Source organism: Trabulsiella odontotermitis (assembly GCF_001297775.1).
Lineage (GTDB): Bacteria > Pseudomonadota > Gammaproteobacteria > Enterobacterales > Enterobacteriaceae > Trabulsiella > Trabulsiella odontotermitis.
The window spans coordinates 78,617-103,423 of sequence record NZ_LIFX01000006.1 but is presented as its reverse complement, the minus strand read 5'-3'; the positions used below and the strand labels follow the sequence as shown (position 1 = coordinate 103,423).

The window sequence follows — 24,807 nt, the reverse complement described above, 5'->3', positions numbered from 1 at the left end:
GGGCGTATGACATTCGCTTAATCGCGTTTTTCAAGCAGGGTGCGATAGAGCACGCCGCCGAGGATGCCGCCAACGATCGGCATCACCCAGAATAACCACAGTTGCTGCAGTGCCCAGCCGCCCTGGAAGATGGCGACGGCGGTGCTGCGCGCCGGGTTAACCGAGGTATTGGTGACCGGAATGCTGATCAGGTGGATCAGCGTCAGCGCCAGGCCGATGGCGATGGGCGCAAAGCCAGCTGGAGCATGTTTATCCGTCGCCCCGTGGATCACCAGCAGGAAACCACAGGTCAGGACAATCTCAATCACAATGGCAGACAGCATGGAGAAGCCGCCCGGTGAGTGTTCGCCATAGCCGTTAGAAGCAAAGCCGCTGGCCGCAGCATCAAAACCGGCTTTACCGCTGGCAATGAGATACAAAATAGCCGCGGCGATAATACCGCCAACCACCTGGGCGACAATATAACCAATCACCTCTTTTGCCGGGAAACGACCGCCAGCCCACAGGCCTAACGTCACCGCAGGGTTAAAATGACCACCAGAGATATGACCCACAGCGTAGGCCATGGTCAGTACCGTTAAACCAAACGCCAGCGCAACACCCGCAAAACCAATTCCTAATTCAGGGAATGCTGCAGCCAGTACCGCACTACCGCAACCACCGAACACCAGCCAGAATGTACCAAAGCATTCCGCTGCTAATTTTCTGAACATAGCCACCTCAATGGATAATAGTGTTTCAGTGCGCGAATAAACCGCACTGGTCATTTATTTACCGCGACAAAGGGATGCGATGAAAATAAAGACTACGTATTCTAAAAATGAAAACCATCCCTTTGCCAGTTAAATAAGTCTTATTAGTTTGATTTAAGGCAATACGGTGTCATTCCTTAGAAAATCCTGAGGTAATGTAAGTGTAGAATGCTTCAACTGAAAGTAAATGTTCAGCATAAAATATAATTACAGTTCCTGATTCATATTCTATTCATGTATTTTCATGTTTCATCCGGAAAAAAATACATGCATAACAGATACGATTCGACCGGTGTTCAGCGCCAGACTCTGCCGCTATACTGCTGATAGCAAAAGGAGAATCTGGCGACTGAGGGGAGGGGTTATGCTTCTTGAACGGGTGGAGATCGTGGGTTTTCGCGGTATCAGGCGTTTATCGCTGATGCTGGAACATAACAATGTGTTGATTGGTGAAAACGCCTGGGGTAAATCCAGCCTGCTGGATGCATTAACGTTACTCTTGTCTCCTGAACCTCCGCTCTATCATTTCGTCCGCGATGATTTCTGGTTTCCTACTGGCGATGTGCAGGGGCGCGAGCATCATCTGCACATCATTCTGACCTTCCGCGAGCTTGAACCGGGCCGCCATCGGGTGCGCCGTTATCGTCCGCTTTCTCCGGTGTGGGTGCCCTGCGATGACGGCTACCAGCGCGTCTTTTATCGTCTCGAAGGGGAACTGGCGGAAGACAACAGCGTGATGACGTTGCGCAGTTTCCTCGATGGTGACGGTGAAGCGCTGGAGCTGGACGACATTGACGACCTGGCGCATCACCTGATCCGCCTGAAACCGGTGTTGCGCCTGCGTGATGCGCGCTTTATGCGCCGTATCAGCAACGGAACGGTGCCTCATCTGCCAGACGTTGAAGTCACCGCCCGTCAGCTTGATTTTCTCTCACGCGAACTGGTGCGCAGCCCGCAAAACCTCACCGACGCCCAAATCCGCCATGGGCTTTCCGCCATGGTACAACTGCTGGAACACTATTTTTCCGAGCAGGGAACCGCCGAATCGCGCCACCGTTTGTTACGCCGACGTTCGACGGATGAACAGCGCAGCTGGCGTTATCTCGATATTATTAACCGCATGATCGATAAGCCCGGCGGTCGCAGCCATCGGGTGATCCTGCTGGGATTATTTTCCACCCTGTTGCAGGCTAAAGGCACGGTCAGGCTGGATCGCGACGCGCGGCCTCTGTTGCTGGTGGAAGATCCGGAAACCCGCCTGCATCCGATCATGCTTTCCGTCGCCTGGAATTTGCTTAATCTGCTGCCGCTGCAACAGGTGACCACCACCAACTCCAGCGAACTGCTGTCCATGACGCCGGTCGAGCAGGTGTGTCGGCTGGTACGTGAGTCGTCACGCGTGGCGGCATGGCGGCTCGGCCCGGGCGGAATGAATGCCGAAGACGGTCGCCGCATCGCGTTTCATATCCGTTTTAATCGCGCTTCTTCGCTCTTTTCGCGCTGCTGGTTGCTGGTGGAAGGCGAGACCGAAACCTGGATGATCAACGAAATGGCGCGCCAGTGCGGTCACCATTTTGATGCGGAAGGGGTGAAAGTGATTGAGTTTGCCCAGTCCGGTCTGAAGCCGCTGATCAAATTCGCCCGCCGGATGGGCATTGAGTGGCATGTACTGGTGGACGGTGACGAAGCCGGTAAGAAATATGCCGCGACGGTGCGCAGCCTGCTCAACAATGACGGCGAGCTGGAGCGTGATCACCTGACGGTACTACCGGCGATGGACATGGAACACTTCATGTACAAACAGGGGTTCGCGGGCGTTTATCACCGGGTGGCGCAAATCCCGGAAGGCGTGCCGATGAACCTGCGGCGGGTGATCACCAAAGCGATTCACCGTTCCTCAAAACCGGATCTGGCGATTGAAGTGGCGATTGAAGCCGGGCGTCGGGGGATCGATGCCGTTCCGATGCTGCTGCGGAAAATGTTCTCCCGCGTGCTCTGGCTGGCGCGCGGGAGAGCGGATTAGCATTGACGCCTCTGCCACGCTCGTCCAGACAGGCGCAGCGGTTTTTTCTGCAAACAGAGGGTTTCGTTGCGGTCAGGTTTAGATAGAATCATCCTTTATTGATATTTATGCCTGAGCATAGCGTTGGACTTTTTATGAATTTGAAGGGAAAAAGCAAAAAGGTTTATCTGCTGCTGGCCGTGCTGGTTGTCATCGCCGGGATCTGGCTGTGGCGGACGCTGAACGCCCCGCTTCCGCAGTATCAGACGCTGATTGTCCGCAAGGGGGATTTGCAACAAAGCGTGCTGGCGACGGGAAAACTGGATGCGCTGCGCAAGGTGGATGTAGGCGCGCAGGTCAGCGGTCAGCTGAAAACGCTGTCGGTCAGCATTGGCGATAAGGTGAAAAAAGATCAGCTACTGGGGGTGATTGACCCGGAACAGGCGCAAAACCAGATCAAAGAGGTGGACGCCACGTTGATGGAGCTTCGCGCGCAGCTACGGCAGGCGCAGGCGGAGCAGAAACTGGCGCAGGTGACACTGGCGCGGCAGCAAAAACTGGCGAAAACCAACCTGATCTCGCAACAGGATCTGGATACCGCGGCGACTGATCTGGCGGTTAAGCAGGCGCAAATTGGCACTATCGAAGCGCAGATCAAACGCAATCAGGCGACCCTTGATACGGCGAAAACCAATCTGGATTACACCCGCATTGTCGCCCCGATGGCGGGTGAAGTGACGCAAATAACGACGCTGCAGGGGCAGACCGTCATCGCCGCGCAACAGGCGCCGAATATTCTGACTCTGGCGGATCTCAGCACCATGCTGGTGAAAGCGCAGGTGTCGGAAGCGGATGTGATCCACTTAAAACCAGGACAAAAGGCCTGGTTTACCGTACTTGGCGACCCGCTGACTCGCTACGAAGGCACGCTGAAAGACATTCTGCCGACGCCGGAAAAAGTGAATGACGCCATCTTCTATTACGCCCGTTTTGAAGTGCCGAACCCGCAGGGCGTGCTGCGCCTGGAGATGACCGCACAGGTGCATATCCAGCTCAGCGGTGTGAAAAATGTGATGACTATTCCGCTCTCGGCGCTGGGCGATGCAGTTGGCGACAACCGCTATAACGTGCGGCTGTTGCGTAACGGCGAGGTCAAAGATCGTGAAGTCAGTATCGGCGCGCGCAACGATACGGAAGTGGAAATTACCAAAGGGCTTGAAGAAGGTGATGAAGTCATCACTGGCGAAGGCAAGCCCGGAGCCGCGAAATGACGGCACTGCTTGAGCTGAATAATATTCGGCGCAGTTATCCTTCCGGCGACGGCAGTGTTGATGTACTGAAAGGGATCACTCTTAGTATTGAAGCCGGTGAAATGGTGGCGATTGTCGGGGCATCAGGTTCGGGCAAATCGACGCTGATGAACATTCTCGGCTGCCTGGATAAGCCGAGCAGCGGTACGTATCGTGTTGCCGGTACTGATGTCGCTACGCTCGATGGCGACGCGCTGGCAAAGCTGCGGCGTGAACATTTTGGCTTCATCTTTCAGCGCTATCATCTGCTGTCACACCTGACGGCGGCGCAGAATGTGGAGATCCCGGCGGTCTATGCGGGTACAGCGCGCAAGGCACGACACCAGCGAGCGCTGGAACTGCTGAAGCGTCTGGGGCTTGATGACCGGGTTGATTATCAGCCATCGAAGCTCTCCGGCGGCCAGCAGCAGCGCGTGAGTATCGCGCGAGCGCTGATGAATGGCGGACAGGTGATCCTGGCGGATGAACCCACCGGCGCGCTGGATACGCATTCCGGCGACGAAGTGATGGCTATCCTGCATCAGTTGAAAGAGCAGGGCCACACGGTGATTATCGTGACGCATGATCCGCAGGTGGCGGCGCAGGCGGAACGCATTATTGAAATTCGCGACGGGGAGATTATTACTAATCCCCCGGCGAAAACGGTGGCGCAGGGGCGGGCGGTCAGCGAGCGACATGTGAACGCTTCTGGTTGGCGGCAGTTTACCAGCGGCTTTCGTGAAGCGCTGTCGATGGCCTGGCGCGCGCTGGCGGCCAATAAAATGCGCACGCTGCTGACGATGCTGGGGATTATTATCGGCATTGCCTCGGTGGTCTCGATTGTGGTGGTGGGCGACGCCGCCAAACAGATGGTGCTGGCGGACATTCGGGCGATTGGCACCAACACCATCGATATCTATCCCGGCAAAGATTTTGGCGACGACGATCCGCAGTATCAGCAGTCGCTGAAATATGACGATCTGCTGGCGATTCAGAAACAGTCGTGGGTCAGTTCGGCGACACCGGCGGTGTCAAAAAGCCTGCGTCTGCGCGCCAACAACATTGATGTGGCGGCGAACGCGGAAGGCGTCGGCGGACAGTATTTTAACGTCTACGGCATGACCTTCAGCGAAGGGAATACCTTTAACGATATTCAGCTCAACGGGCGCGCGCAGGTGGTGGTGCTTGACAGTAACAGCCGCCGCCAGCTGTTTCCCAATAAAGCGAACGTCGTCGGGGAAGTGATTCTGGTTGGCAATACGCCAGCCACGGTGATTGGCGTGGCAGAGGAAAAGCAGTCGATGTTCGGCAGCAGCAAAGTGCTGCGCGTCTGGTTGCCGTATACCACCATGTCAGGGCGCGTGGTCGGGCAGTCGTGGCTCAACTCGATTACCGTCAGGGTTAAAGAGGGCTACGACAGTGCGCTGGCGGAACAGCAACTGACCCGGTTACTGACGCTGCGCCACGGTAAGAAAGATTTCTTTACCTGGAATATGGACAGCGTCTTGAAAACGGCAGAAAGGACCACACATACTCTTCAGTTGTTCCTGACGCTGGTGGCGGTGATTTCGCTGGTGGTTGGCGGGATTGGCGTGATGAATATTATGCTGGTGTCAGTGACGGAACGTACCCGTGAAATTGGCATCCGCATGGCAGTCGGCGCGCGGGCCAGTGATGTCCTGCAGCAGTTTCTCATTGAGGCCGTACTGGTTTGCCTCGTGGGCGGCGCGCTGGGCGTGACGCTGTCGCTGATGATTGCCGTGGTATTGCAGCTCTTTTTGCCTGGCTGGGAAATTGGTTTCTCGCCGCTGGCGCTGCTGACCGCATTTTTCTGCTCGACGCTGACCGGCGTTCTGTTTGGCTGGTTGCCCGCGCGAAATGCGGCCAGACTTGACCCGGTAGATGCGCTGGCACGCGAATAAGCGAAAAAAATGCCAGTCATAAGGACTGGCATTTTGCCTGCGGGATGTACACAATAATGCATAAGAGCTATGCGGTCGTTTCTGCTTCGACGGGCACAATCACTGAGGCATGATTGCCTTTAGGGCCCTGGTGGACATCAAACCGAACAGATTGCCCGGCTTTTAGCGTTCTGTAACCATCCATCTGAATGGTTGAGTAATGAGCGAATATGTCTTCGCCGCCGCCCTCGGGACAGATAAAACCAAACCCTTTGGCATTGTTGAACCACTTAACAGTACCCATTTCCATACTTCGACATCCTTCGTAAATCTTATAAGTAGATGGAATGACCGGTGGTAGAGTGGGGGACTGTTCAAATCCTCGCCAACTCTCGTGAGTAGAATGTAGATAAAGCGGGTATCGCGTCAAGGGGATGGCATCGCGAAACGGCGGAAAATGAATCAAAATTTGAAGCAGTTAACGCTATTTCGGGGAATGTGACAGCTGTCGCGGATGACAACAATAGATGATAGTTATCTGCGATCTCGTGTAGATTCAATAGTGTGTAGACTCTTGTCAGCGGCGAGCCACCGGCCTGTCGGCACCTGTAAACTAAGATGATAACTGACGATGAGCAAGACCAGAGAGTGGCTGGACTTTGACCAGCTGGCAGAAGAAAAACTGCGCGATGCGCTGAAGCCGCCATCAATGTATAAAGTGATATTGGTCAATGATGATTATACTCCCATGGAGTTTGTTATTGACGTGTTACAAAAATTCTTTTCTTATGATGTAGAACGTGCAACGCAACTGATGCTCACGGTTCATTATCAAGGTAAGGCGATTTGTGGCGTATTTACCGCAGAGGTCGCAGAAACCAAAGTAGTGATGGTGAACAAATACGCGAGGGAGAACGAGCATCCGTTGCTGTGTACGCTGGAAAAAGCCTGAAGACAGGCATGAAAATTGGGGGAGGTGCCTATGCTCAATCAAGAACTGGAACTCAGTTTAAATATGGCTTTCGCCAGAGCGCGCGAGCACCGTCATGAGTTTATGACCGTCGAGCATCTGTTGCTGGCTTTGCTCAGCAACCCATCGGCCCGTGAAGCGCTGGAAGCGTGTTCCGTGGATCTGGTGGCGCTGCGTCAGGAACTCGAAGCCTTCATCGAACAAACCACACCCGTCCTGCCCGCCAGTGAAGAAGAGCGCGATACACAACCGACGCTCAGCTTCCAGCGTGTGTTGCAGCGCGCGGTTTTTCACGTTCAGTCTTCCGGTCGCAGCGAAGTTACCGGTGCGAATGTGCTGGTCGCCATTTTCAGTGAGCAGGAGTCGCAAGCGGCTTACCTGCTGCGTAAACACGAAGTCAGCCGCCTTGATGTGGTGAACTTCATTTCTCACGGCACGCGTAAAGACGAGCCGAGTCAGTCTTCTGATGCCGGAAACCAACCGAACAGCGAAGAGCAAGCAGGCGGGGAGGAACGTATGGAGAACTTCACGACCAACCTCAATCAGCTCGCGCGTGTTGGCGGCATCGACCCGTTAATCGGACGTGACAAGGAACTGGAACGCGCAATCCAGGTTCTGTGTCGCCGTCGCAAAAATAACCCGCTGCTGGTGGGTGAATCCGGCGTCGGTAAAACGGCTATCGCCGAAGGTCTCGCCTGGCGCATTGTGCAGGGCGATGTACCGGAAGTGATCGCCGATTGCACGATCTACTCGCTGGATATCGGCTCACTGCTGGCAGGCACCAAATACCGCGGTGATTTTGAAAAACGCTTTAAGGCGTTGCTGAAACAACTGGAGCAGGATACCAACAGCATTCTGTTCATCGACGAAATCCACACCATTATCGGTGCGGGTGCGGCGTCGGGCGGCCAGGTGGATGCCGCGAACCTGATCAAACCGCTGCTTTCCAGCGGCAAAATCCGGGTGATTGGCTCTACCACCTATCAGGAATTCAGCAATATCTTTGAGAAGGATCGTGCGCTGGCGCGTCGTTTCCAGAAAATTGATATCACTGAGCCGTCAGTCGAAGAGACGGTACAGATCCTCAACGGTCTGAAACCGAAATACGAAGCGCACCACGACGTACGCTATACCGCGAAAGCGGTGCGGGCGGCGGTGGAGCTGGCGGTGAAATACATCAACGATCGTCATCTGCCGGATAAAGCGATTGATGTGATCGACGAAGCAGGCGCCCGTGCGCGTCTGATGCCGGTCAGCAAGCGCAAGAAAACGGTGAACGTGGCGGATATCGAATCCGTGGTGGCGCGTATTGCGCGTATCCCTGAGAAGAGTGTTTCGCAAAGTGATCGCGATACGCTGAAAAATCTCAGCGACCGCCTGAAAATGCTGGTCTTTGGTCAGGATAATGCCATTGAGGCGTTAACCGAAGCCATCAAGATGAGCCGCGCCGGTCTGGGTCACGACCACAAACCGGTAGGTTCTTTCCTGTTCGCCGGACCGACCGGGGTCGGGAAAACGGAAGTGACCGTGCAACTGGCGAAAGCGCTGGGTATTGAGCTGCTGCGTTTTGATATGTCCGAGTATATGGAACGTCATACGGTGAGCCGCCTGATTGGCGCGCCTCCGGGCTACGTGGGCTTCGACCAGGGCGGTCTGCTGACCGATGCGGTCATTAAGCATCCGCACGCTGTGCTGCTGCTTGATGAGATCGAGAAAGCGCACCCGGACGTTTTTAACCTGCTGCTGCAGGTGATGGATAACGGTACGCTGACCGATAACAACGGCCGCAAAGCGGATTTCCGCAACGTGGTAATGGTGATGACCACCAACGCCGGGGTGCGGGAAACCGAACGTAAATCCATCGGCCTGATCCAGCAGGATAACAGCACCGATGCGATGGAAGAGATCAAGAAGATCTTTACGCCGGAGTTCCGTAACCGCCTGGACAACATTATCTGGTTCGATCACCTCTCTACCGACGTGATTCATCAGGTGGTGGACAAGTTCATCGTCGAACTGCAGGTGCAGCTGGATCAGAAAGGCGTGTCGCTGGAAGTGAGCCAGGATGCCCGCAACTGGCTGGCAGACAAAGGCTATGATCGCGCTATGGGCGCGCGTCCGATGGCGCGTGTGATTCAGGACAACCTGAAAAAACCGCTGGCGAACGAGCTGCTGTTTGGGCAGCTGGTTGATGGCGGGCAGGTCACCGTCGAGCTGGATAAAGAGAAAAATGCGCTGACCTATGGTTTCCAGAGTGCGCAAAAGCACAAACCGGAAGCGGCACATTGATTTCCTTACCGCATTAAAAAACGGGCGAAAGCCCGTTTTTTTCGTCCGTCACACCATGAAAAAGGCCGGGAAGCGCTCCCGGCCTTTCAGCATAATTCGGTTGCCGTTTCGGCAAGTAAAACAATCAGCGACTACGGAAGACAATGCGGCCTTTGCTCAGGTCGTACGGGGTCAGCTCAACAGTCACTTTGTCGCCCGTCAGAATGCGGATATAGTTTTTACGCATTTTACCGGAGATATGCGCGGTTACCACGTGTCCGTTTTCCAGTTCTACGCGGAACATAGTGTTAGGCAACGTTTCGAGAACGGTACCCTGCATTTCAATATTGTCTTCTTTGGCCATCTAGTCCTCTGGGGTATCACTACCGTAGTTTTGAACCGGCAAGATAATGCCGAAATTCAGCAATTAAGTAAAGATTTGCACGTAAAAAACGCAAAGTCGTTTTTGCGCATTGCCCTGATGCCACACGAAAAGAGCGTATGACAGCGCAAACGTAGAGAAGGAGCAGTGGTATTAACTGACTCGAACGGTCCCAAACGGCGGCGGGGCAAGATGCAGAAACGACTCTTCGGCACAATTATATCACCCTGATAAAAAAATGTTTCGAAAACATTTATGTCGCAGGGGAAAAGAGCGTTCTCGGCACCCAGCAGCGCTGGTTGAGAGAATGCACGCGTAAGGCGGAAAGATGCTCAAGGTAGACTCGCCGGGGGATCTCTGTCACGCCCAGCGACGCTGTATGGCTGTTCAGGACCTGGCAGTCGATGAGTTTGCCACCCTGACGGGCAAAATCGGCACTGAACACCAGCAGCGCGGTTTTAGAGGCATTCTCTGCACGGCTGAACATCGATTCGCCACAGAACAGCGCGCCCTGGGAAACACCATACATGCCGCCCACCAGTTCGTCCTCTTTCCAGACTTCAACCGAATGCGCATGGCCGAGTTCATGAAGACGATGATAGGCTTCAACGATTTCACGGGTGATCCACGTGCCTTCGTCGCGATCGCTGGCGCAGCCTTCAATCACGCGTTCAAATGCATGGTTCAGCGTCACGCGGTAGGGCGAGTTTTTATGGAAGCGCTTCATGCTGCGGCTGATGTGAAACTGTTCCGGCCATAGCACCGCGCGGGGGTCGGGTGACCACCACAGAATAGGATCGCCTGGCGAGTACCAGGGAAAAATACCGCGCTGGTACGCCATCAATAGCCGTGCCGGGCTGAGATCGCCCCCTAATGCCAGTAACCCATTGGGTTCACGCAGAGCCCCTTCTGGCGAGGGGAACGCAATCGAGTAACGGGATAGCTGGACCAGACGCATGCCAGGACGACCTCTTACATGGCAAACAATAAGTTATAGTGGCCTACAGACGCTGTGTGAACTGGTAATAACGCCCCTGTTTCACCAACAGATCTGCGTGACTACCATGCTCAATAATTTGTCCGTTGTCCATTACAATTATCTGATCAAAACGCGCCAGTCCGCGCAGGCGATGCGTTACCATCAGCACGGTTTTTTCCTGCATCACAATGGCAAGTAAATCAAGGATCTGGCGCTCGGTTGCCGCGTCCAGTCCTTCGGTCGGTTCATCGAGCAGCATCAGCGGCGCATCGTGCAGCAGCGCGCGGGCGATGGCCAGACGGCGCAGTTCGCCCCCCGACAACTGACGACCGCCTTCGCCGAGCCAGCTGTTAAGCCCGCTGTCCTCAAGCAGTTTATCCAGCCCGGTGCGCATTAACACCGCTTTCAGCTCATCATCCGTCGCTTCCGGCTTTGCCAGCAGCAGGTTGTCACGTAACGTGGCGCTGAAAAGATGGACGCGCTGCGGAACCACGCTCATCGACTGGCGCAGCGACGCTTCATCGAACTCGCTGATGTGACGATCGTTGAGCAGGATCTCGCCGTGCTGTGGGTTCCAGGCACGAGTCAGCAACTGCAGCAGGGTGGATTTGCCGCAGCCGGTGCGCCCGAGGATCGCCACATGTTCACCGGCCGCGATCTGCGCGGAAATGCCATCCAGCGCCGGTTGTTGCTGTTGCGGATAGCGGAATGAAACCTGTCTGAGCGTCAGGCTGACCTGCGTCGGCACCGCAGTTGCGGCTTCCGGGAAGCTCACTTCAGGCTGCTGCTCGGTTATCTGGCTGATGCGTAAAGCGGAAGCAATCACCTGACCGAGATGCTGGAAAGCGCCGGTCACCGGCGCCAGCGCTTCAAACGCCGCCAGCGCGCAGAACACAAACAGCGCAATGAGCGCGCCAGGCTGCTTGTTGCCGCCGACGCCGCCTGCGGCCATCCACAGCATCGTGATCACCGCCACACCGCCAATCAGCAGCATGACGGCCTGAGACAGGGCGGTCAGTTCGGACTGGTGGCGCTGCGCTTCATGCCAGTTCATTTCCGTCTGTTCCATCTGCTGACGGTAGCGGGTGCTGGCGTTAAATAGCGACAGTTCGGCCTGACCCTGCAGCCACGCCGTCACCTGCTGGCGGTACTGACCGCGAAGCCGGGTAAGACTTTCGCCGGTGGGTTTTCCGGCACGATAGAAAACGGGCGGCAGGATAAACAGCGTCACCAGCATGATGCCGCCCAGCGTCAGGGCCAGCGTCATGTCAAGAAAGCTCAGACCAAAGGTGACGACCAGAATGACCACCAGCGCGCCCACCAGCGGCGAGATCACGCGCAGATAGAGATGATCAAGCGTATCGACGTCCGCCACCACGCGGTTAAGCAGTTCGCCCTGACGAAAACGCGCCAGCCCGGCAGGGGAGAGCGGAAGCAGCTTGCTGAAGGTAAAGATGCGCAGGTGCTGTAACACGCGGAAGGTGGCGTCGTGGCTTACCAGCCGCTCAAAGTAACGCCCGGCAGTACGAATAATCGCCGCGCCACGCACGCCCGCGGCAGGCAGCATGTAGTTGAAACTGTAAAGCCCGGCAATGCCGACGACCGCAGAAGCCGACAGGAACCAGCCGGACAGCGTCAACAGGCCGATGCTGGCGAGCAGAGTGACAATCGCCAGCACAACACCGAGCGACAGCAGCCATTTGTGGCGTTTATAGAGCGCCAGATAGGGAAGCAGTGCGCGCATTTAAATCTCCTCCTGACGGTGAGCCAGCAGGCTGGCAAACGGGCCGTCAGCCTGCGCCAGCGTCGCATAGTGCCCCTGTTCAACCAGTCGTCCGTCGTGCATCACCCAGACGGCGTCCCAGTCGGTCAGGTTTTCCAGTTGATGCGTGACCATCAGCGTGGTCTGGCGGGTTGATGCCTGGGTTAACGCCTGCATCACGCGCAGCTCGCTGTGCGCATCAAGACTGGCGGCGGGCTCATCCAGCAACAACAGCCGACACGGCGTAAGCAAGGCACGGGCGACGGCGACACGCTGTGCCTGACCGACGGAAAGCTCTGCGGCCTGATCGCCGGTGGGCGTGTCGATACCCTGCGGCAACTGATCAATAAATTCGCTGACCCAGGCGGCATCAAGCGCGGCCTGAAGTTGTTCGTCACTGGCGTCAGGATCTGCCAGCAGCACGTTGTCACGCAGCGTGGCGGCAGGAAGTTGCGGGTTCTGCCCGACCCAGCTTATCAGGCGGCGCCAGCCTTCCGCATGCAACTCGCGCAGTTCAACGCCGTTGATGCGCAGACTGCCTTCATAAGGTAAAAAACCGGCCAGCGTATTGAGCAACGAGCTTTTCCCTGAACCGCTTTGCCCGACCAGCACCACGCGCTGCCCGGCAGCAAGTTCAAAATCGAGCGGCCCTGCCAGCGTTTTGCCTTCGGGCGATTTGATGATGAGCCCGTGCGCCTGAATGCTGACCATCTCGTCGTCAGAAAGCCGGTGCTCGCCTGGTTCAGGCTGCGCCAGCGGTGTTTCGAGAAACGTTTTCAGGCTGTCAGCCGCGCCGACGGCCTGTGCTTTGGCATGATAAAAGGTGCCGAGATCGCGCAGCGGCTGGAAAAATTCCGGTGCCAGAATCAGCGCCAGGAACCCGGCCGAAAGCGTCACGCCGAGGCCATAAGAGCCGAAATTAAACTCGCCGAGGTAGGAGAAACCGAAGTAGACCGCCACCAGCGCTATCGACAGCGAGGTGAAAAACTCCAGCACCCCGGAGGAGAGGAACGCCAGACGCAACACTTCCATCGTCCGCTGGCGAAAATCCTGTGAGGCATGGCGGATGTTTTCAGTTTCCGCCTCGCCGCGACCGAACAGCCGCAGCGTGTCCATGCCGCGCAGACGGTCGAGAAAGTGACCGCTCAGGCGAGCCAGCGCCAGGAAATTACGCCGGTTGGCGTCGGCAGCGCCCATGCCGACCAGTGCCATAAATAGCGGGATGAGCGGCGCGGTGCAGAGCAGGATCAGCGCGGCAGCCCAGTTATACGGGAAAATCGTAATCACGATCAGCAACGGTACGCAAACCGCCAGCGCCATTTGTGGCAGATAGCGGGCGTAGTAATCATGCATATCGTCGATCTGTTCCAGAATCAGCGTCGCCCAACTTCCGGCAGGTTTCCCCTGGATCCACGCCGGACCGGCCTGTTGCAGGCGGTCAAGCACCTGACGGCGGATCTCAAAACGGATAGTCTGCCCGGCATGAAACCCGACGCGTTCACGCAGCCATACCACCCAGGCGCGCAGTACCCAGGTCAGCACCAGCAGAACGAACGGCAGCAGCAGCGCTTCACGCGGGATGTTCATCATGATCATGTTATGGAGCGTGCGGGCGAGCAGCCAGGCTTGCGCGACGATCAGGAGTCCGCTGACGGCGCCCAGCAGACGAGAAATCGTCAGCCAGCGTCGGGACAGGATACTCTGCTGTTTTAACCAGCGGGTAAGCTCTTGTTGACGGGTTTTATTCATTGCGTGCTTAGCAGGTGCAGTTATGAGTTTTATTGGGCACGGCAATGTTACATCGGGGCAAAAATAAAGGCGACTTTTCGTCGCCTTCTTTACCTTTGTTACTGACTTGTAAAGATTATTTGCACGCGTCAGCCAGACCGTCGAGATAACGCTCTGCGTCCAGCGCGGCCATACAACCGGTGCCTGCGGAGGTGATCGCCTGACGGTAAATATGGTCCATCACATCACCCGCGGCAAAGACGCCTGGGATGCTGGTCTGGGTCGCGTTGCCGTGGATCCCGGACTGCACTTTGATGTAGCCGTTTTCCAGTTCCAGTTGACCGTCAAAAATCGCGGTGTTCGGGCTGTGACCAATCGCCACAAACAGGCCTGCGACGTCCAGTGTTTCAACGATATCGGTGTTCTGAGTATCGCGGATACGCAGACCGCTGACGCCCATCTGATCGCCGGTCACTTCTTCCAGCGTGCGGTGGGTGTGCAGCACGATATTGCCGCTGGCGACTTTGTCCATCAGACGGTTAATGAGGATTTTTTCCGCCCGGAATGAATCGCGACGATGAATCAGATGCACCTCAGAAGCGATATTCGACAGATATAACGCCTCTTCAACTGCCGTGTTACCCCCGCCGATGACCGCCACTTTCTGGTTGCGGTAGAAGAACCCGTCACAGGTCGCACAGGCGGAAACGCCGCGGCCTTTAAACGCCTCTTCAGACGGCAGGCCCAGATAACGTGCGGAAGCGCCGGTTGCGATGATCAGCGCGTCGCAGGTGTACTCGCCGTTGTCGCCGATCAGACGGAACGGACGGTTCTGCAAATCAACCTTGTTGATGTGATCGAACAGGATTTCGGTGTCGAATTTGGTCGCATGCTCGTGCATACGCTCCATCAGCAGCGGTCCGGTCAGGTCGTGCGGGTCGCCCGGCCAGTTTTCCACTTCGGTGGTGGTGGTCAGCTGACCGCCTTTTTCCAGACCAGTGATCAGCACCGGTTTCAGGTTGGCGCGTGCCGCATAGACCGCAGCGGTGTATCCCGCAGGGCCGGAACCCAGAATAAGCAATTTACTGTGTTTGGTCGTGCCCATGAGATCCCCATAATTGTTGGCAGACGTTTGCCGCGATTGTAGGGAATTTGTTGCAGTAAAAAAAGGGCTCAACGATGTTGTTAGCGATATGTGCAATAGAAAACGCCGATGGAAAGTCGATTTTTCTGCCACTTACTATAATAATTTCTTCTGAAAAGCGGCGTGTTATAAGGCGAAAACATGAGGATCGGCACAGTCAGTTAAGGAATATCTGGCATGTTGTACTAAAAATCGATGTTTTGCTTTGACAATCACCTGTGCTTTTGCGAAAACATTCAAGGAAGATTAAAGAAGTGTTTCGCGTGTGCAGAATTACCATGCATGCAAATACCATTTATATACACGGTTCCGTGTATACCCGGGCTAGCGCAATCCGCGCATGGCGTGGACAGACGCCATACGAGATAGCGAAAGCTGCCGACTGGCACCGGTCTTCTCAACACGTACCCTGGATTACGTGTCTCTGCTAACAGAGCAGCGCGTAAACAATGGGCGCAGACTCTGAACAGTGACGTGCTAAGAGTCCAGACAGGAGTAGGGAAGGAATACAGAGAGACAATAATAATGGTAGATAGCAAGAAGCGCCCAGGCAAAGATCTCGACCGCATCGATCGCAACATTCTGAATGAGTTGCAAAAGGATGGGCGTATTTCCAACGTCGAGCTTTCTAAACGAGTGGGACTTTCCCCGACGCCTTGCCTTGAGCGTGTGCGCCGGCTGGAAAGACAGGGTTTTATTCAGGGCTATACCGCGCTGTTGAATCCGCATTATCTTGATGCATCACTTCTGGTTTTTGTTGAGATTACTCTGAATCGTGGTGCACCGGATGTGTTTGAGCAATTCAACTCCGCTGTACAGAAACTTGAAGAAATTCAAGAGTGTCATCTGGTTTCCGGCGATTTCGACTATTTGTTGAAAACCCGTGTACCGGATATGTCAGCGTATCGTAAGTTACTGGGCGAGACCCTGCTGCGTCTGCCGGGTGTGAATGACACCCGTACTTACGTGGTCATGGAAGAGGTCAAACAGAGCAATCGTCTGGTAATTAAGACTCGCTAATACGGAACAGGTGCAAAATCGACATAGTTTGATTACACTCCTGTTAATCCATACAGCAACAGTGCCGGGGAGACCCGGCGCTGTTGTCCGTTTTAGCATCGGGCAGGAAAAGCCTGAAACCTGGAGAGCCTTTCTTGAGCCAGGAATACACTGAAGACAAAGAAGTCAGATTGACAAGATTAAGCAGCGGGCGCCGACTTCTGGAGGCGTTACTGATCCTGTGTTCCCTTTTTGCCATCTGGCTGATGGCTGCGTTACTCAGTTTTAACCCCTCCGACCCCAGCTGGTCGCAAACAGCCTGGCATGAGCCTATCCATAATCTCGGCGGTGCGCCCGGCGCATGGCTTGCGGATACGCTGTTCTTTATTTTTGGCGTGATGGCCTACACCATCCCGGTGATTATCATCGGCGGTTGCTGGTTTGCATACCGGCATCGCGCTAACGAAGATTTTATCGATTATTTCGCGGTGTCACTGCGCCTGATTGGCGTGCTGGCGCTGATCCTGACCTCCTGCGGTCTGGCGGCGATTAACGCTGACGATATCTGGTATTTCGCTTCCGGCGGCGTGATTGGCAGCCTGCTCAGCACCGCGCTACAACCACTGCTGCACAGCAGCGGCGGCACCATTGCGCTTCTGTGCATCTGGGCGGCAGGCCTGACGCTCTTTACCGGCTGGTCATGGGTCAGCATCGCCGAAAAAATTGGCAGTTGGGTGCTGAACATCCTGACTTTCGCCAGCAATCGCACCCGTCGTGATGATACCTGGGTTGATGACGACGAGTATGAAGATGACTACGAAGACGACGAAGAACAACCGTCGCCTCGCCGTGATTCCCGCCGGGCGCGTATCCTGCGTGGCGCACTGGCCCGTCGCAAACGTCTGGCGGACAAGTTCGCCAACCCGATGGGGCGCAAAACCGATGAAGCGCTGTTCTCCGGTAAACGGATGGACGATGACGAAGACGATATCCAGTATAGTGCGCGCGGCGTCGCCGCTGACGCCGACGACGTGCTGTTCTCCGGTAACAGCGCGGTGCGTCCGATGGATTACGACCCGTATGATCCCCTGCTGAACGGCCACTCTGTGACGGAACCGGTCGCAGCGGCAGCTGCCGCGACAACGGCGGCGCAGTCCTGGGCGGCACCGGCTGAGCCGGTAGTGCAAACCCCCGCGCCGGAAAGCGCGGAACCGGTCGTCACAACACCTGCGGTGGAATGGCAACAGGTACCTGGCCCGCAAACGGCGGAACCGTCCATTGCTCCGGCACCGGACAGCTGGCCGCCACAGCCTCATGCGCCGCATCCTGAAGAATATACGTATGAGCCGGAACAGCCGGAATGGCAGACAGACGCCGTACCGGAGCCGGAAGAAGAGATCAAACCGCAGCGCCCGCCACTCTATTATTTTGAAGAAGTGGAAGAAAAGCGTGCGCGCGAACGCGAACAGCTGGCGGCGTGGTATCAGCCAACGCCGGAACCAGCAAAACCCACATCAACGCCTGCGCCTTCTGTGCCGCCGGTGGTTGATCCTGTCTCAACCTTCACGCCTGCCGCTGCCAGTGTAAAAGAGGCGACTGGAGCCGCCGCCACTGCCGCCACTGCCGCGCCGATATTCAGCCTAGCAAGCGATGCGCCGCGTCCGCAGGTGAAAGAGGGCATTGGCCCGCAGTTGCCGCGTCCTAACCGTGTGCGCCTTCCTACGCGTCGTGAGCGGGCGTCTTACGGTATCAAGCTGCCGTCGCAGCGGATAGCGGAAGAAAAAGCCCGCGAGGCCGGGCGCTATCAGCATTACAACGATAGCGAGATGACCGACGATGAAGCGGATGCGCAGCAGCAGGAAGATCTGGCGCGCCAGTTTGCCGCCTCACAGCAGCAGCGCTACAGCGGTGAAGACGAGTATGACGAAGATGCCGAAGCGGAAGCCGAACTGGCTCGTCAGTTCGCTGCTACGCAACAGGCACGTTATGGTGGTTCTGCACTGGATGATTTCGACTTCTCGCCGATGAAAACGCTGGTGGATGATACACCGAGCGAGCCGCTGTTTATGCCGAGCCCGATGCAGGAAACGCCTGCCGCGGCAGCACCACACGCGCAGCCGCAGCATGCTCAGCCGGTACACTCACAACCGCCGGTGCAGGAAACTCTGCTGCATCCGTTGTTGATGCGTAATGGCGACAGTCGCCCGTTACAAAAACCGACCACACCGCTGCCGTCGCTGGATCTCCTCACGCCGCCGCCGACGGAAGTTGAGCCGGTCGACACTTTCGCGCTGGAGCAAATGGCGCGTCTGGTGGAAGCGCGTCTGGCGGATTTCCGCATTAAAGCGGACGTAGTGAACTACTCGCCAGGCCCGGTGATCACCCGTTTCGAACTGAATCTGGCGCCTGGCGTCAAAGCGGCGCGTATCTCGAACCTGTCGCGCGATCTGGCGCGTTCGCTGTCAACCGTCGCAGTGCGTGTGGTGGAAGTCATTCCAGGCAAACCGTACGTTGGCCTTGAGTTGCCGAACAAGAAGCGTCACACCGTCTATCTGCGTGAGGTGCTGGACTGCGCGAAATTCCGCGAAAACCCATCGCCACTGACGGTGGTGCTGGGGAAAGATATCGCGGGCGATCCGGTCATTGCTGATCTGGCCAAAATGCCACACCTGCTGGTGGCCGGTACCACCGGCTCCGGTAAGTCAGTGGGCGTGAACGCCATGATCCTCAGCATGCTCTACAAAGCGCAGCCGGAAGATGTGCGTTTCATCATGATCGACCCGAAAATGCTGGAGCTTTCCGTATATGAAGGTATTCCGCATCTGCTGACAGAAGTCGTCACCGATATGAAAGACGCCGCCAACGCCTTGCGCTGGAGCGTTAACGAGATGGAGCGCCGCTATAAACTGATGTCGGCGCTCGGCGTGCGTAATCTGGCAGGTTACAACGAGAAGATCGCCGAAGCGGCGCGTATGGGTCGTCCGATTCCGGATCCGTACTGGAAGCCGGGCGATAGCATGGACGCCACCCATCCGGTACTGGAAAAACTGCCGTATATCGTGGTGCTGGTCGATGAATTTGCCGACCTGATGATGACGGTAGGTAAGAAAGTCGAAGAGCTGATCGCGCGTCTGGCGCAGAAAGCGCGTGCCGCCGGTATCCACCTGGTGCTGGCAACGCAACGTCCGTCGGTGGATGTCATCACCGGCCTGATTAAAGCCAACATCCCGACGCGTATCGCCTTTACCGTGTCGAGCAAAATCGACTCCCGCACCATTCTCGACCAGGGCGGTGCCGAATCGCTGCTGGGCATGGGGGATATGCTCTATTCCGGCCCGAACTCAACCACGCCGGTGCGTGTTCACGGTGCCTTCGTGCGCGATCAGGAAGTCCATGCCGTGGTGCAGGACTGGAAAGCGCGCGGTCGTCCGCAGTACGTCGATGGCATCACCTCCGACACCGAAAGTGAAGGCGGCGGCGGTGGTTTCGACGGCGGCGAAGAGCTGGATCCGCTGTTTGACCAGGCGGTGAATTTCGTCACCGAAAAACGCAAAGCGTCTATTTCCGGCGTACAGCGTCAGTTCCGCATCGGCTATAACCGCGCCGCCCGCATCATCGAGCAGATGGAAGCGCAGGGGATCGTCAGCGAACAGGGCCATAACGGCAACCGTGAAGTGCTGGCTCCGCCTCCCTTCGAATGATTGCAAAGATGAGTAAATAAGTCATAAATCAGTATTTTCTTCTGTCACCCTGTCGGGCATTAGCCTGTAATGGTGGCAGAAGCATGACGTACACTAAGGATGAACAATGAAAAAAATCGCTATCACCTGTGCCTTACTTTCAGGTCTGGTTGCCAGCAGCGTATGGGCGGATGCCGCCAGCGATCTCAAGAGCCGTCTGGATAAAGTCAGCAGTTTCCATGCCAGCTTCACGCAGAAAGTGACCGATGGCAGCGGCAATGCGGTGCAGGAAGGTCAGGGTGATTTATGGGTAAAACGACCAAATCTGTTCAACTGGCACATGACGCAGCCGGACGAGAGCATTCTGGTTTCTGACGGTAAAACGCTGTGGTTCTACAACCCGTTTGTGGAGCAGGCGACGGCGACCTGGCTGAAAGACGCCACCAGCAATACGCCGTTTATGCTGATTGCCCGTAACCAGTCCAGCGACTGGCAGCAGTACAACATCAAACAGAATGGCGATGACTTCCTGCTGACGCCAAAAGGTGACAGCGGCAACCTGAAGCAATTTACTATCAACGTCAGCCGTGATGGCACCATCCATCAGTTCAGCGCCGTTGAGCAGGACGACCAGCGCAGCAGCTATCAGCTGAAATCTCAGCAGAACAGCGTGACTGACGCGTCTAAATTTACTTTCACCCCGCCGCAGGGCGTGACGGTAGACGATCAGCGTAAGTAGAGGCAAGTGTGAGCAACCTGTCGCTCGATTTTTCCGATAATGCGTTTCAACCTCTGGCCGCCCGTATGCGGCCAGAAAATTTAGCGCAGTATATTGGTCAGCAGCATTTGCTGGCCCCGGGCAAGCCGTTGCCGCGAGCCATTGAAGCCGGTCATCTGCATTCAATGATCCTCTGGGGACCGCCGGGAACCGGGAAAACGACGCTGGCAGAAGTGATTGCCCGCTACGCCAGCGCTGACGTCGAGCGCATTTCCGCCGTCACTTCCGGCGTAAAAGAGATCCGCGAAGCCATTGAACGCGCCCGGCAAAACCGTAATGCCGGTCGCCGTACCATTCTGTTCGTCGACGAAGTCCACCGTTTCAACAAGAGCCAGCAGGATGCCTTCCTGCCGCACATTGAAGATGGCACTATCACCTTCATTGGCGCGACGACTGAAAACCCCTCTTTTGAACTGAATTCGGCACTGCTTTCCCGTGCCCGCGTCTATTTGCTGAAATCGTTAACCGTTGAGGATATCGAGCAGGTACTCGATCAGGCGATGTCCGACAGCGCCCGTGGTTACGGCGGTCAGGATATCGTCTTGCCAGACGAGACACGCCGCGCGATTGCCGAACTGGTTAATGGCGATGCGCGCCGGGCACTCAACACGCTGGAAATGATGGCCGATATGGCCGAAGCGGACGACGCCGGGAAACGTATTCTCAAGCAGACGCTGCTGACGGAGATCGCCGGGGAGCGCAGCGCGCGCTTTGATAACAAAGGTGACCGTTATTACGATTTGATCTCGGCGCTGCATAAATCGGTACGCGGCAGCGCACCGGATGCGGCGCTCTACTGGTATGCCCGTATTATTACCGCTGGTGGTGACCCGCTGTATGTTGCGCGCCGCTGTCTGGCGATTGCGTCGGAAGACGTCGGCAATGCCGACCCTCGTGCGATGCAGGTGGCGCTCGCCGCCTGGGACTGCTTTACCCGTATCGGGCCAGCAGAAGGGGAGCGCGCTATCGCGCAGGCGATTGTGTATCTTGCCTGTGCGCCGAAAAGCAATGCGGTGTATACCGCCTTTAAAGCGGCGCTGTCTGATGCCCGCGAGCGCCCGGATTACGATGTGCCGGTGCATTTACGCAATGCGCCAACCAAACTGATGAAAGAGATGGGCTACGGGCAGGAGTATCGCTATGCCCATGACGAGCCCAACGCGTATGCTGCTGGCGAGGAGTATTTCCCGCAGGAAATGGCACAAACGCGCTATTATCAGCCGACAAACAGAGGTCTTGAAGGGAAGATTGGCGAAAAGCTCGCCTGGCTTGCCGGACAGGATCAAAATAGCCCTATAAAACGCTACCGCTAAGCCTGGCGTTGCGGTAATGTTGTCACTTATATCACTGTGGCCGCAGGCTGCGGTCTTTTTCTCTTCTTTCAATTCGATAAGCACAGGATAAGCATGCTCGATCCCAATCTGCTGCGTAATGAGCCAGACGCAGTCGCTGAAAAACTGGCACGCCGGGGCTTTAAGCTGGATGTAGATAAGCTGCGCGCTCTTGAAGAGCGTCGTAAAGTTCTGCAGGTACAAACTGAAAATCTGCAGGCAGAGCGTAACTCGCGATCGAAATCCATCGGCCAGGCTAAAGCACGCGGGGAAGACATCGAGCCATTACGCCTGGAAGTCAACAAACTGGGTGAAGAGCTTGATCGGGCGAAAGCTGAACTGGACGTTCTCCAGGCAGAAATCCGCGATATCGCGCTGGCTATCCCGAACATTCCTGACGACAGCGTGCCGGTCGGTAAAGACGAAAATGACAACGTTGAAGTCAGCCGCTGGGGTACGCCGCGCCAGTTTGATTTCGAGGTTCGCGATCACGTCACGCTCGGCGAAATGCACAGCGGTCTTGATTTCGCGGCAGCCGTGAAACTGACCGGTTCCCGCTTTGTGGTGATGAAAGGGCAGATTGCCCGTATGCACCGCGCGCTGTCTCAGTTCATGCTGGATCTGCACACCGAACAGCACGGCTATAGCGAAAACTATGTTCCGTATCTGGTTAACCACGATACGCTGTACGGTACCGGCCAGTTGCCGAAATTCGCTGGTGACCTGTTCCATACGCGTCCGCTGGAAGAAGAAGCGGACAGCAGCAACTACGCGCTGATCCCGACGGCAGAAGTGCCGCTGACCAACCTGGTTCGCGACGAAATCATCGACGAAGACGATCTGCCGATCAAAATGACCGCGCATACGCCGTGCTTCCGTTCTGAAGCCGGTTCGTACGGTCGTGACACGCGTGGCCTGATCCGTATGCACCAGTTCGACAAAGTTGAAATGGTGCAGATTGTGCGCCCTGAAGATTCGATGGCTGCACTCGAAGAGATGACCGGTCATGCAGAGAAAGTGCTGCAACTGCTCGGTCTGCCGTATCGCAAGATCATTCTGTGCACCGGTGACATGGGCTTTGGCGCGGCGAAAACCTACGATCTCGAAGTGTGGGTGCCAGCGCAGAATACGTATCGCGAAATCTCTTCCTGCTCAAACGTCTGGGATTTCCAGGCACGTCGCATGCAGGCACGTTGCCGCAGCAAGTCTGACAAGAAAACCCGTCTGGTGCATACCCTGAACGGTTCGGGTCTGGCGGTAGGGCGTACGCTGGTGGCGGTGATGGAAAACTATCAGCAGGCAGATGGTCGTATTGAAGTGCCGGAAGTGTTACGTCCTTACATGAACGGTCTGCAGTACATCGGCTAAACCCGGTTCTCTGACTCTGAAAAACGCCAGCATCCTGTGATGCTGGCGTTTTTGTCTGTGCTTCTTTCCATGAAATTTTTCGACTGTGCTTTTGCGCCCGTTTTCCTGATTAATTAGCAAAAACAATGGAATAAGCGAAAGAATAATTCCCGCTTCGCATTATTGCATAAGAAAGTTCAATCGATGCTCTGAAAACCGCGTCATTGCTGAATTCTGGTGGATTGACAATGTTTACAGCAATGGCATGATGCGCACGAAATATGAACTCGCTCACGGTTTTTTGTATCCATGTCCACCTATTCCCGGCCAGTGCTGTTATTGCTCTGTGGCCTGCTGCTGTTAACGCTGGCGATCGCAGTATTAAACACACTCGTTCCGCTCTGGCTCGCTCATGAAAATCTTCCTACCTGGCAGGTGGGGATGGTGGGCTCATCCTATTTTACCGGTAATCTGGTCGGCACTTTGCTGACGGGGCGCCTGATTCAGCGCATGGGCTTCAACCGTAGCTACTATCTCGCCTCGCTGATTTTTGCCGTTGGTTGTGTGGGCCTCGGGTTCATGGTGGGTTTCTGGAGCTGGATGAGCTGGCGGTTCATCGCTGGTGTTGGTTGCGCCATGATCTGGGTTGTCGTTGAGAGCGCGCTGATGTGCAGCGGCACATCACGTAACCGTGGCCGTTTGCTGGCGGCGTATATGATGGTCTATTACGTGGGTACGGTGCTGGGCCAGTTGATGGTCAGCAAGCTGCCGACGGACCTGATGAGCGTTCTGCCCTGGGCGGCGGCGCTGACGCTGGCAGGCATTCTGCCACTGCTGTTTACCCGCATTGTGAATCAACAGCAGGAACAGCACGAAGCCAGCCACGTCTGGTCGATGTTCAGACTGCGAGGCGCGCGTCTGGGCGTCAATGGCTGCGTGATTTCCGGCATTGTGCTGGGGTCGTTATATGGCCTGATGCCGCTGTGGCTGAACCACAAAGGCGTCAGTGATTCGAGCATTGGCTTCTGGATGGCGGTCATGGTCAGCGCGGGGATCGTCGGTCAGTGGCCGGTAGGGCGTCTTGCCGATCGTTATGGCCGTTTGCTAGTGCTGCGGGTGCAGGTTTTTGTCGTTATTCTTGGCTGTGCGGCGATGCTCAGTCAGGCAGCAATGGCGCCCGCGCTGTTTATCCTGGGCGCCGCGGGCTTTACGCTCTACCCGGTGGCGATGGCCTGGGCCTGTGAAAAAGTGCAGCATCACCAGCTGGTCGCCATGAACCAGGCGTTACTGCTGAGCTACACCATTGGCAGTCTGCTGGGGCCGACCTTCACGGCGATGCTGATGCAGAACTACTCCGATAACCTGCTGTTCATTATGATTGCCGGTGTGTCGTTTATCTATCTTCTGATGCTGCTGCGCAAGGTGGAACACCACCCGACGCCAGTGGCGCATGCCTGATACTAAAAAGCCCCGGCGGCGTTATGCGCTCCCGGGG

Annotated in this window: 18 protein-coding genes; 11 read left to right on the top strand and 7 right to left on the bottom strand. The window is 56.1% G+C overall.

Translation table 11 applies throughout. The features are described from left to right. Positions 1 to 17 precede the first annotated feature (17 nt). Positions 18 to 713, bottom strand: coding sequence for an aquaporin Z (gene aqpZ, locus AOY23_RS09440; protein WP_054179161.1), 696 nt, complete (start codon positions 711 to 713; stop codon positions 18 to 20). A 403-nt stretch (positions 714 to 1,116) separates the two neighbouring features. Here aqpZ and AOY23_RS09435 point away from each other — a divergent pair, with 403 nt between their 5' ends. From AOY23_RS09435 to macB, 3 genes are all read left to right on the top strand, one after another. After that, the gene (locus AOY23_RS09435; RefSeq protein ID WP_054179160.1) at positions 1,117 to 2,775 is read left to right on the top strand and encodes an ATP-dependent endonuclease; all 1,659 of its coding nucleotides are present in this window, start codon (positions 1,117 to 1,119) and stop codon (positions 2,773 to 2,775) included. Between the two features lie 134 nt (positions 2,776 to 2,909). Continuing rightward, positions 2,910 to 4,025 (top strand): macrolide transporter subunit MacA, encoded by a 1,116-nt coding sequence (macA, locus tag AOY23_RS09430; protein WP_054179159.1) that lies wholly within the window; start codon positions 2,910 to 2,912, stop codon positions 4,023 to 4,025. Continuing rightward, positions 4,022 to 5,965: a macrolide ABC transporter ATP-binding protein/permease MacB gene (macB, locus tag AOY23_RS09425; RefSeq protein ID WP_054179158.1), complete on the top strand. Its 1,944-nt coding sequence runs from the start codon at positions 4,022 to 4,024 to the stop codon at positions 5,963 to 5,965. The genes macA and macB overlap by 4 nt, the downstream gene beginning before the upstream one ends. 67 nt (positions 5,966 to 6,032) lie before the next feature. Here macB and cspD read toward each other — a convergent pair whose 3' ends face one another. After that, the gene (cspD, locus tag AOY23_RS09420; protein ID WP_038154727.1) at positions 6,033 to 6,254 is read right to left on the bottom strand and encodes a cold shock-like protein CspD; all 222 of its coding nucleotides are present in this window, start codon (positions 6,252 to 6,254) and stop codon (positions 6,033 to 6,035) included. A 321-nt stretch (positions 6,255 to 6,575) separates the two neighbouring features. Here cspD and clpS point away from each other — a divergent pair, with 321 nt between their 5' ends. Both clpS and clpA read left to right on the top strand, forming a co-directional pair. After that, positions 6,576 to 6,896, top strand: a complete 321-nt coding sequence (gene clpS / locus AOY23_RS09415) for an ATP-dependent Clp protease adapter ClpS (protein WP_054179157.1) — start codon at positions 6,576 to 6,578, stop codon at positions 6,894 to 6,896. A 30-nt stretch (positions 6,897 to 6,926) separates the two neighbouring features. Next, on the top strand, positions 6,927 to 9,203 hold the full coding sequence (clpA, locus tag AOY23_RS09410; protein ID WP_054179156.1) for an ATP-dependent Clp protease ATP-binding subunit ClpA: 2,277 nt from the start codon (positions 6,927 to 6,929) through the stop codon (positions 9,201 to 9,203). Positions 9,204 to 9,327: 124 nt separating this feature from the next. Here the strand turns inward: clpA and infA are convergent, their stop codons facing one another. From infA to trxB, 5 genes are all read right to left on the bottom strand, one after another. Further along, positions 9,328 to 9,546, bottom strand: coding sequence for a translation initiation factor IF-1 (gene infA / locus AOY23_RS09405; protein WP_001040187.1), 219 nt, complete (start codon positions 9,544 to 9,546; stop codon positions 9,328 to 9,330). Between the two features lie 271 nt (positions 9,547 to 9,817). After that, positions 9,818 to 10,522: a leucyl/phenylalanyl-tRNA--protein transferase gene (aat, locus tag AOY23_RS09400; protein WP_054179155.1), complete on the bottom strand. Its 705-nt coding sequence runs from the start codon at positions 10,520 to 10,522 to the stop codon at positions 9,818 to 9,820. A 43-nt stretch (positions 10,523 to 10,565) separates the two neighbouring features. Next, positions 10,566 to 12,287, bottom strand: coding sequence for a heme ABC transporter ATP-binding protein/permease CydC (gene cydC / locus AOY23_RS09395; RefSeq protein WP_054179154.1), 1,722 nt, complete (start codon positions 12,285 to 12,287; stop codon positions 10,566 to 10,568). Beyond that, positions 12,288 to 14,054 carry a heme ABC transporter permease/ATP-binding protein CydD gene (gene cydD, locus AOY23_RS09390; protein ID WP_054179153.1) on the bottom strand — a complete coding sequence of 589 codons (1,767 nt, stop codon included), beginning with the start codon at positions 14,052 to 14,054 and terminating at the stop codon, positions 12,288 to 12,290. It abuts the gene before it with no gap. A 115-nt stretch (positions 14,055 to 14,169) separates the two neighbouring features. Beyond that, entirely contained in the window at positions 14,170 to 15,138 is a 969-nt protein-coding gene (gene trxB / locus AOY23_RS09385) for a thioredoxin-disulfide reductase (RefSeq protein ID WP_054179152.1), read from the bottom strand. 564 nt (positions 15,139 to 15,702) lie between these two features. Between trxB and lrp the strand changes: the two genes are divergently transcribed. The 6 genes from lrp (at position 15,703) to AOY23_RS09355 (ending at position 24,770) form a co-directional block, all read left to right on the top strand. Beyond that, a complete protein-coding gene (lrp, locus tag AOY23_RS09380; protein WP_002439523.1) occupies positions 15,703 to 16,197 on the top strand; it encodes a leucine-responsive transcriptional regulator Lrp in 495 nt (164 codons plus the stop codon). A gap of 134 nt (positions 16,198 to 16,331) precedes the next feature. Beyond that, positions 16,332 to 19,877, top strand: coding sequence for a DNA translocase FtsK 4TM domain-containing protein (locus AOY23_RS09375; protein WP_054179151.1), 3,546 nt, complete (start codon positions 16,332 to 16,334; stop codon positions 19,875 to 19,877). Positions 19,878 to 19,983: 106 nt separating this feature from the next. Next, entirely contained in the window at positions 19,984 to 20,595 is a 612-nt protein-coding gene (gene lolA, locus AOY23_RS09370; protein ID WP_054179150.1) for an outer membrane lipoprotein periplasmic chaperone LolA, read from the top strand. A gap of 8 nt (positions 20,596 to 20,603) precedes the next feature. Beyond that, a complete protein-coding gene (rarA, locus tag AOY23_RS09365; RefSeq protein WP_054179149.1) occupies positions 20,604 to 21,947 on the top strand; it encodes a replication-associated recombination protein RarA in 1,344 nt (447 codons plus the stop codon). Positions 21,948 to 22,040: 93 nt separating this feature from the next. Continuing rightward, on the top strand, positions 22,041 to 23,333 hold the full coding sequence (gene serS / locus AOY23_RS09360; RefSeq protein WP_054179148.1) for a serine--tRNA ligase: 1,293 nt from the start codon (positions 22,041 to 22,043) through the stop codon (positions 23,331 to 23,333). A 288-nt stretch (positions 23,334 to 23,621) separates the two neighbouring features. Beyond that, complete coding sequence (locus AOY23_RS09355; protein WP_054179147.1) at positions 23,622 to 24,770, top strand: MFS transporter; 1,149 nt, start codon at positions 23,622 to 23,624, stop codon at positions 24,768 to 24,770. Positions 24,771 to 24,807 lie beyond the last annotated feature (37 nt).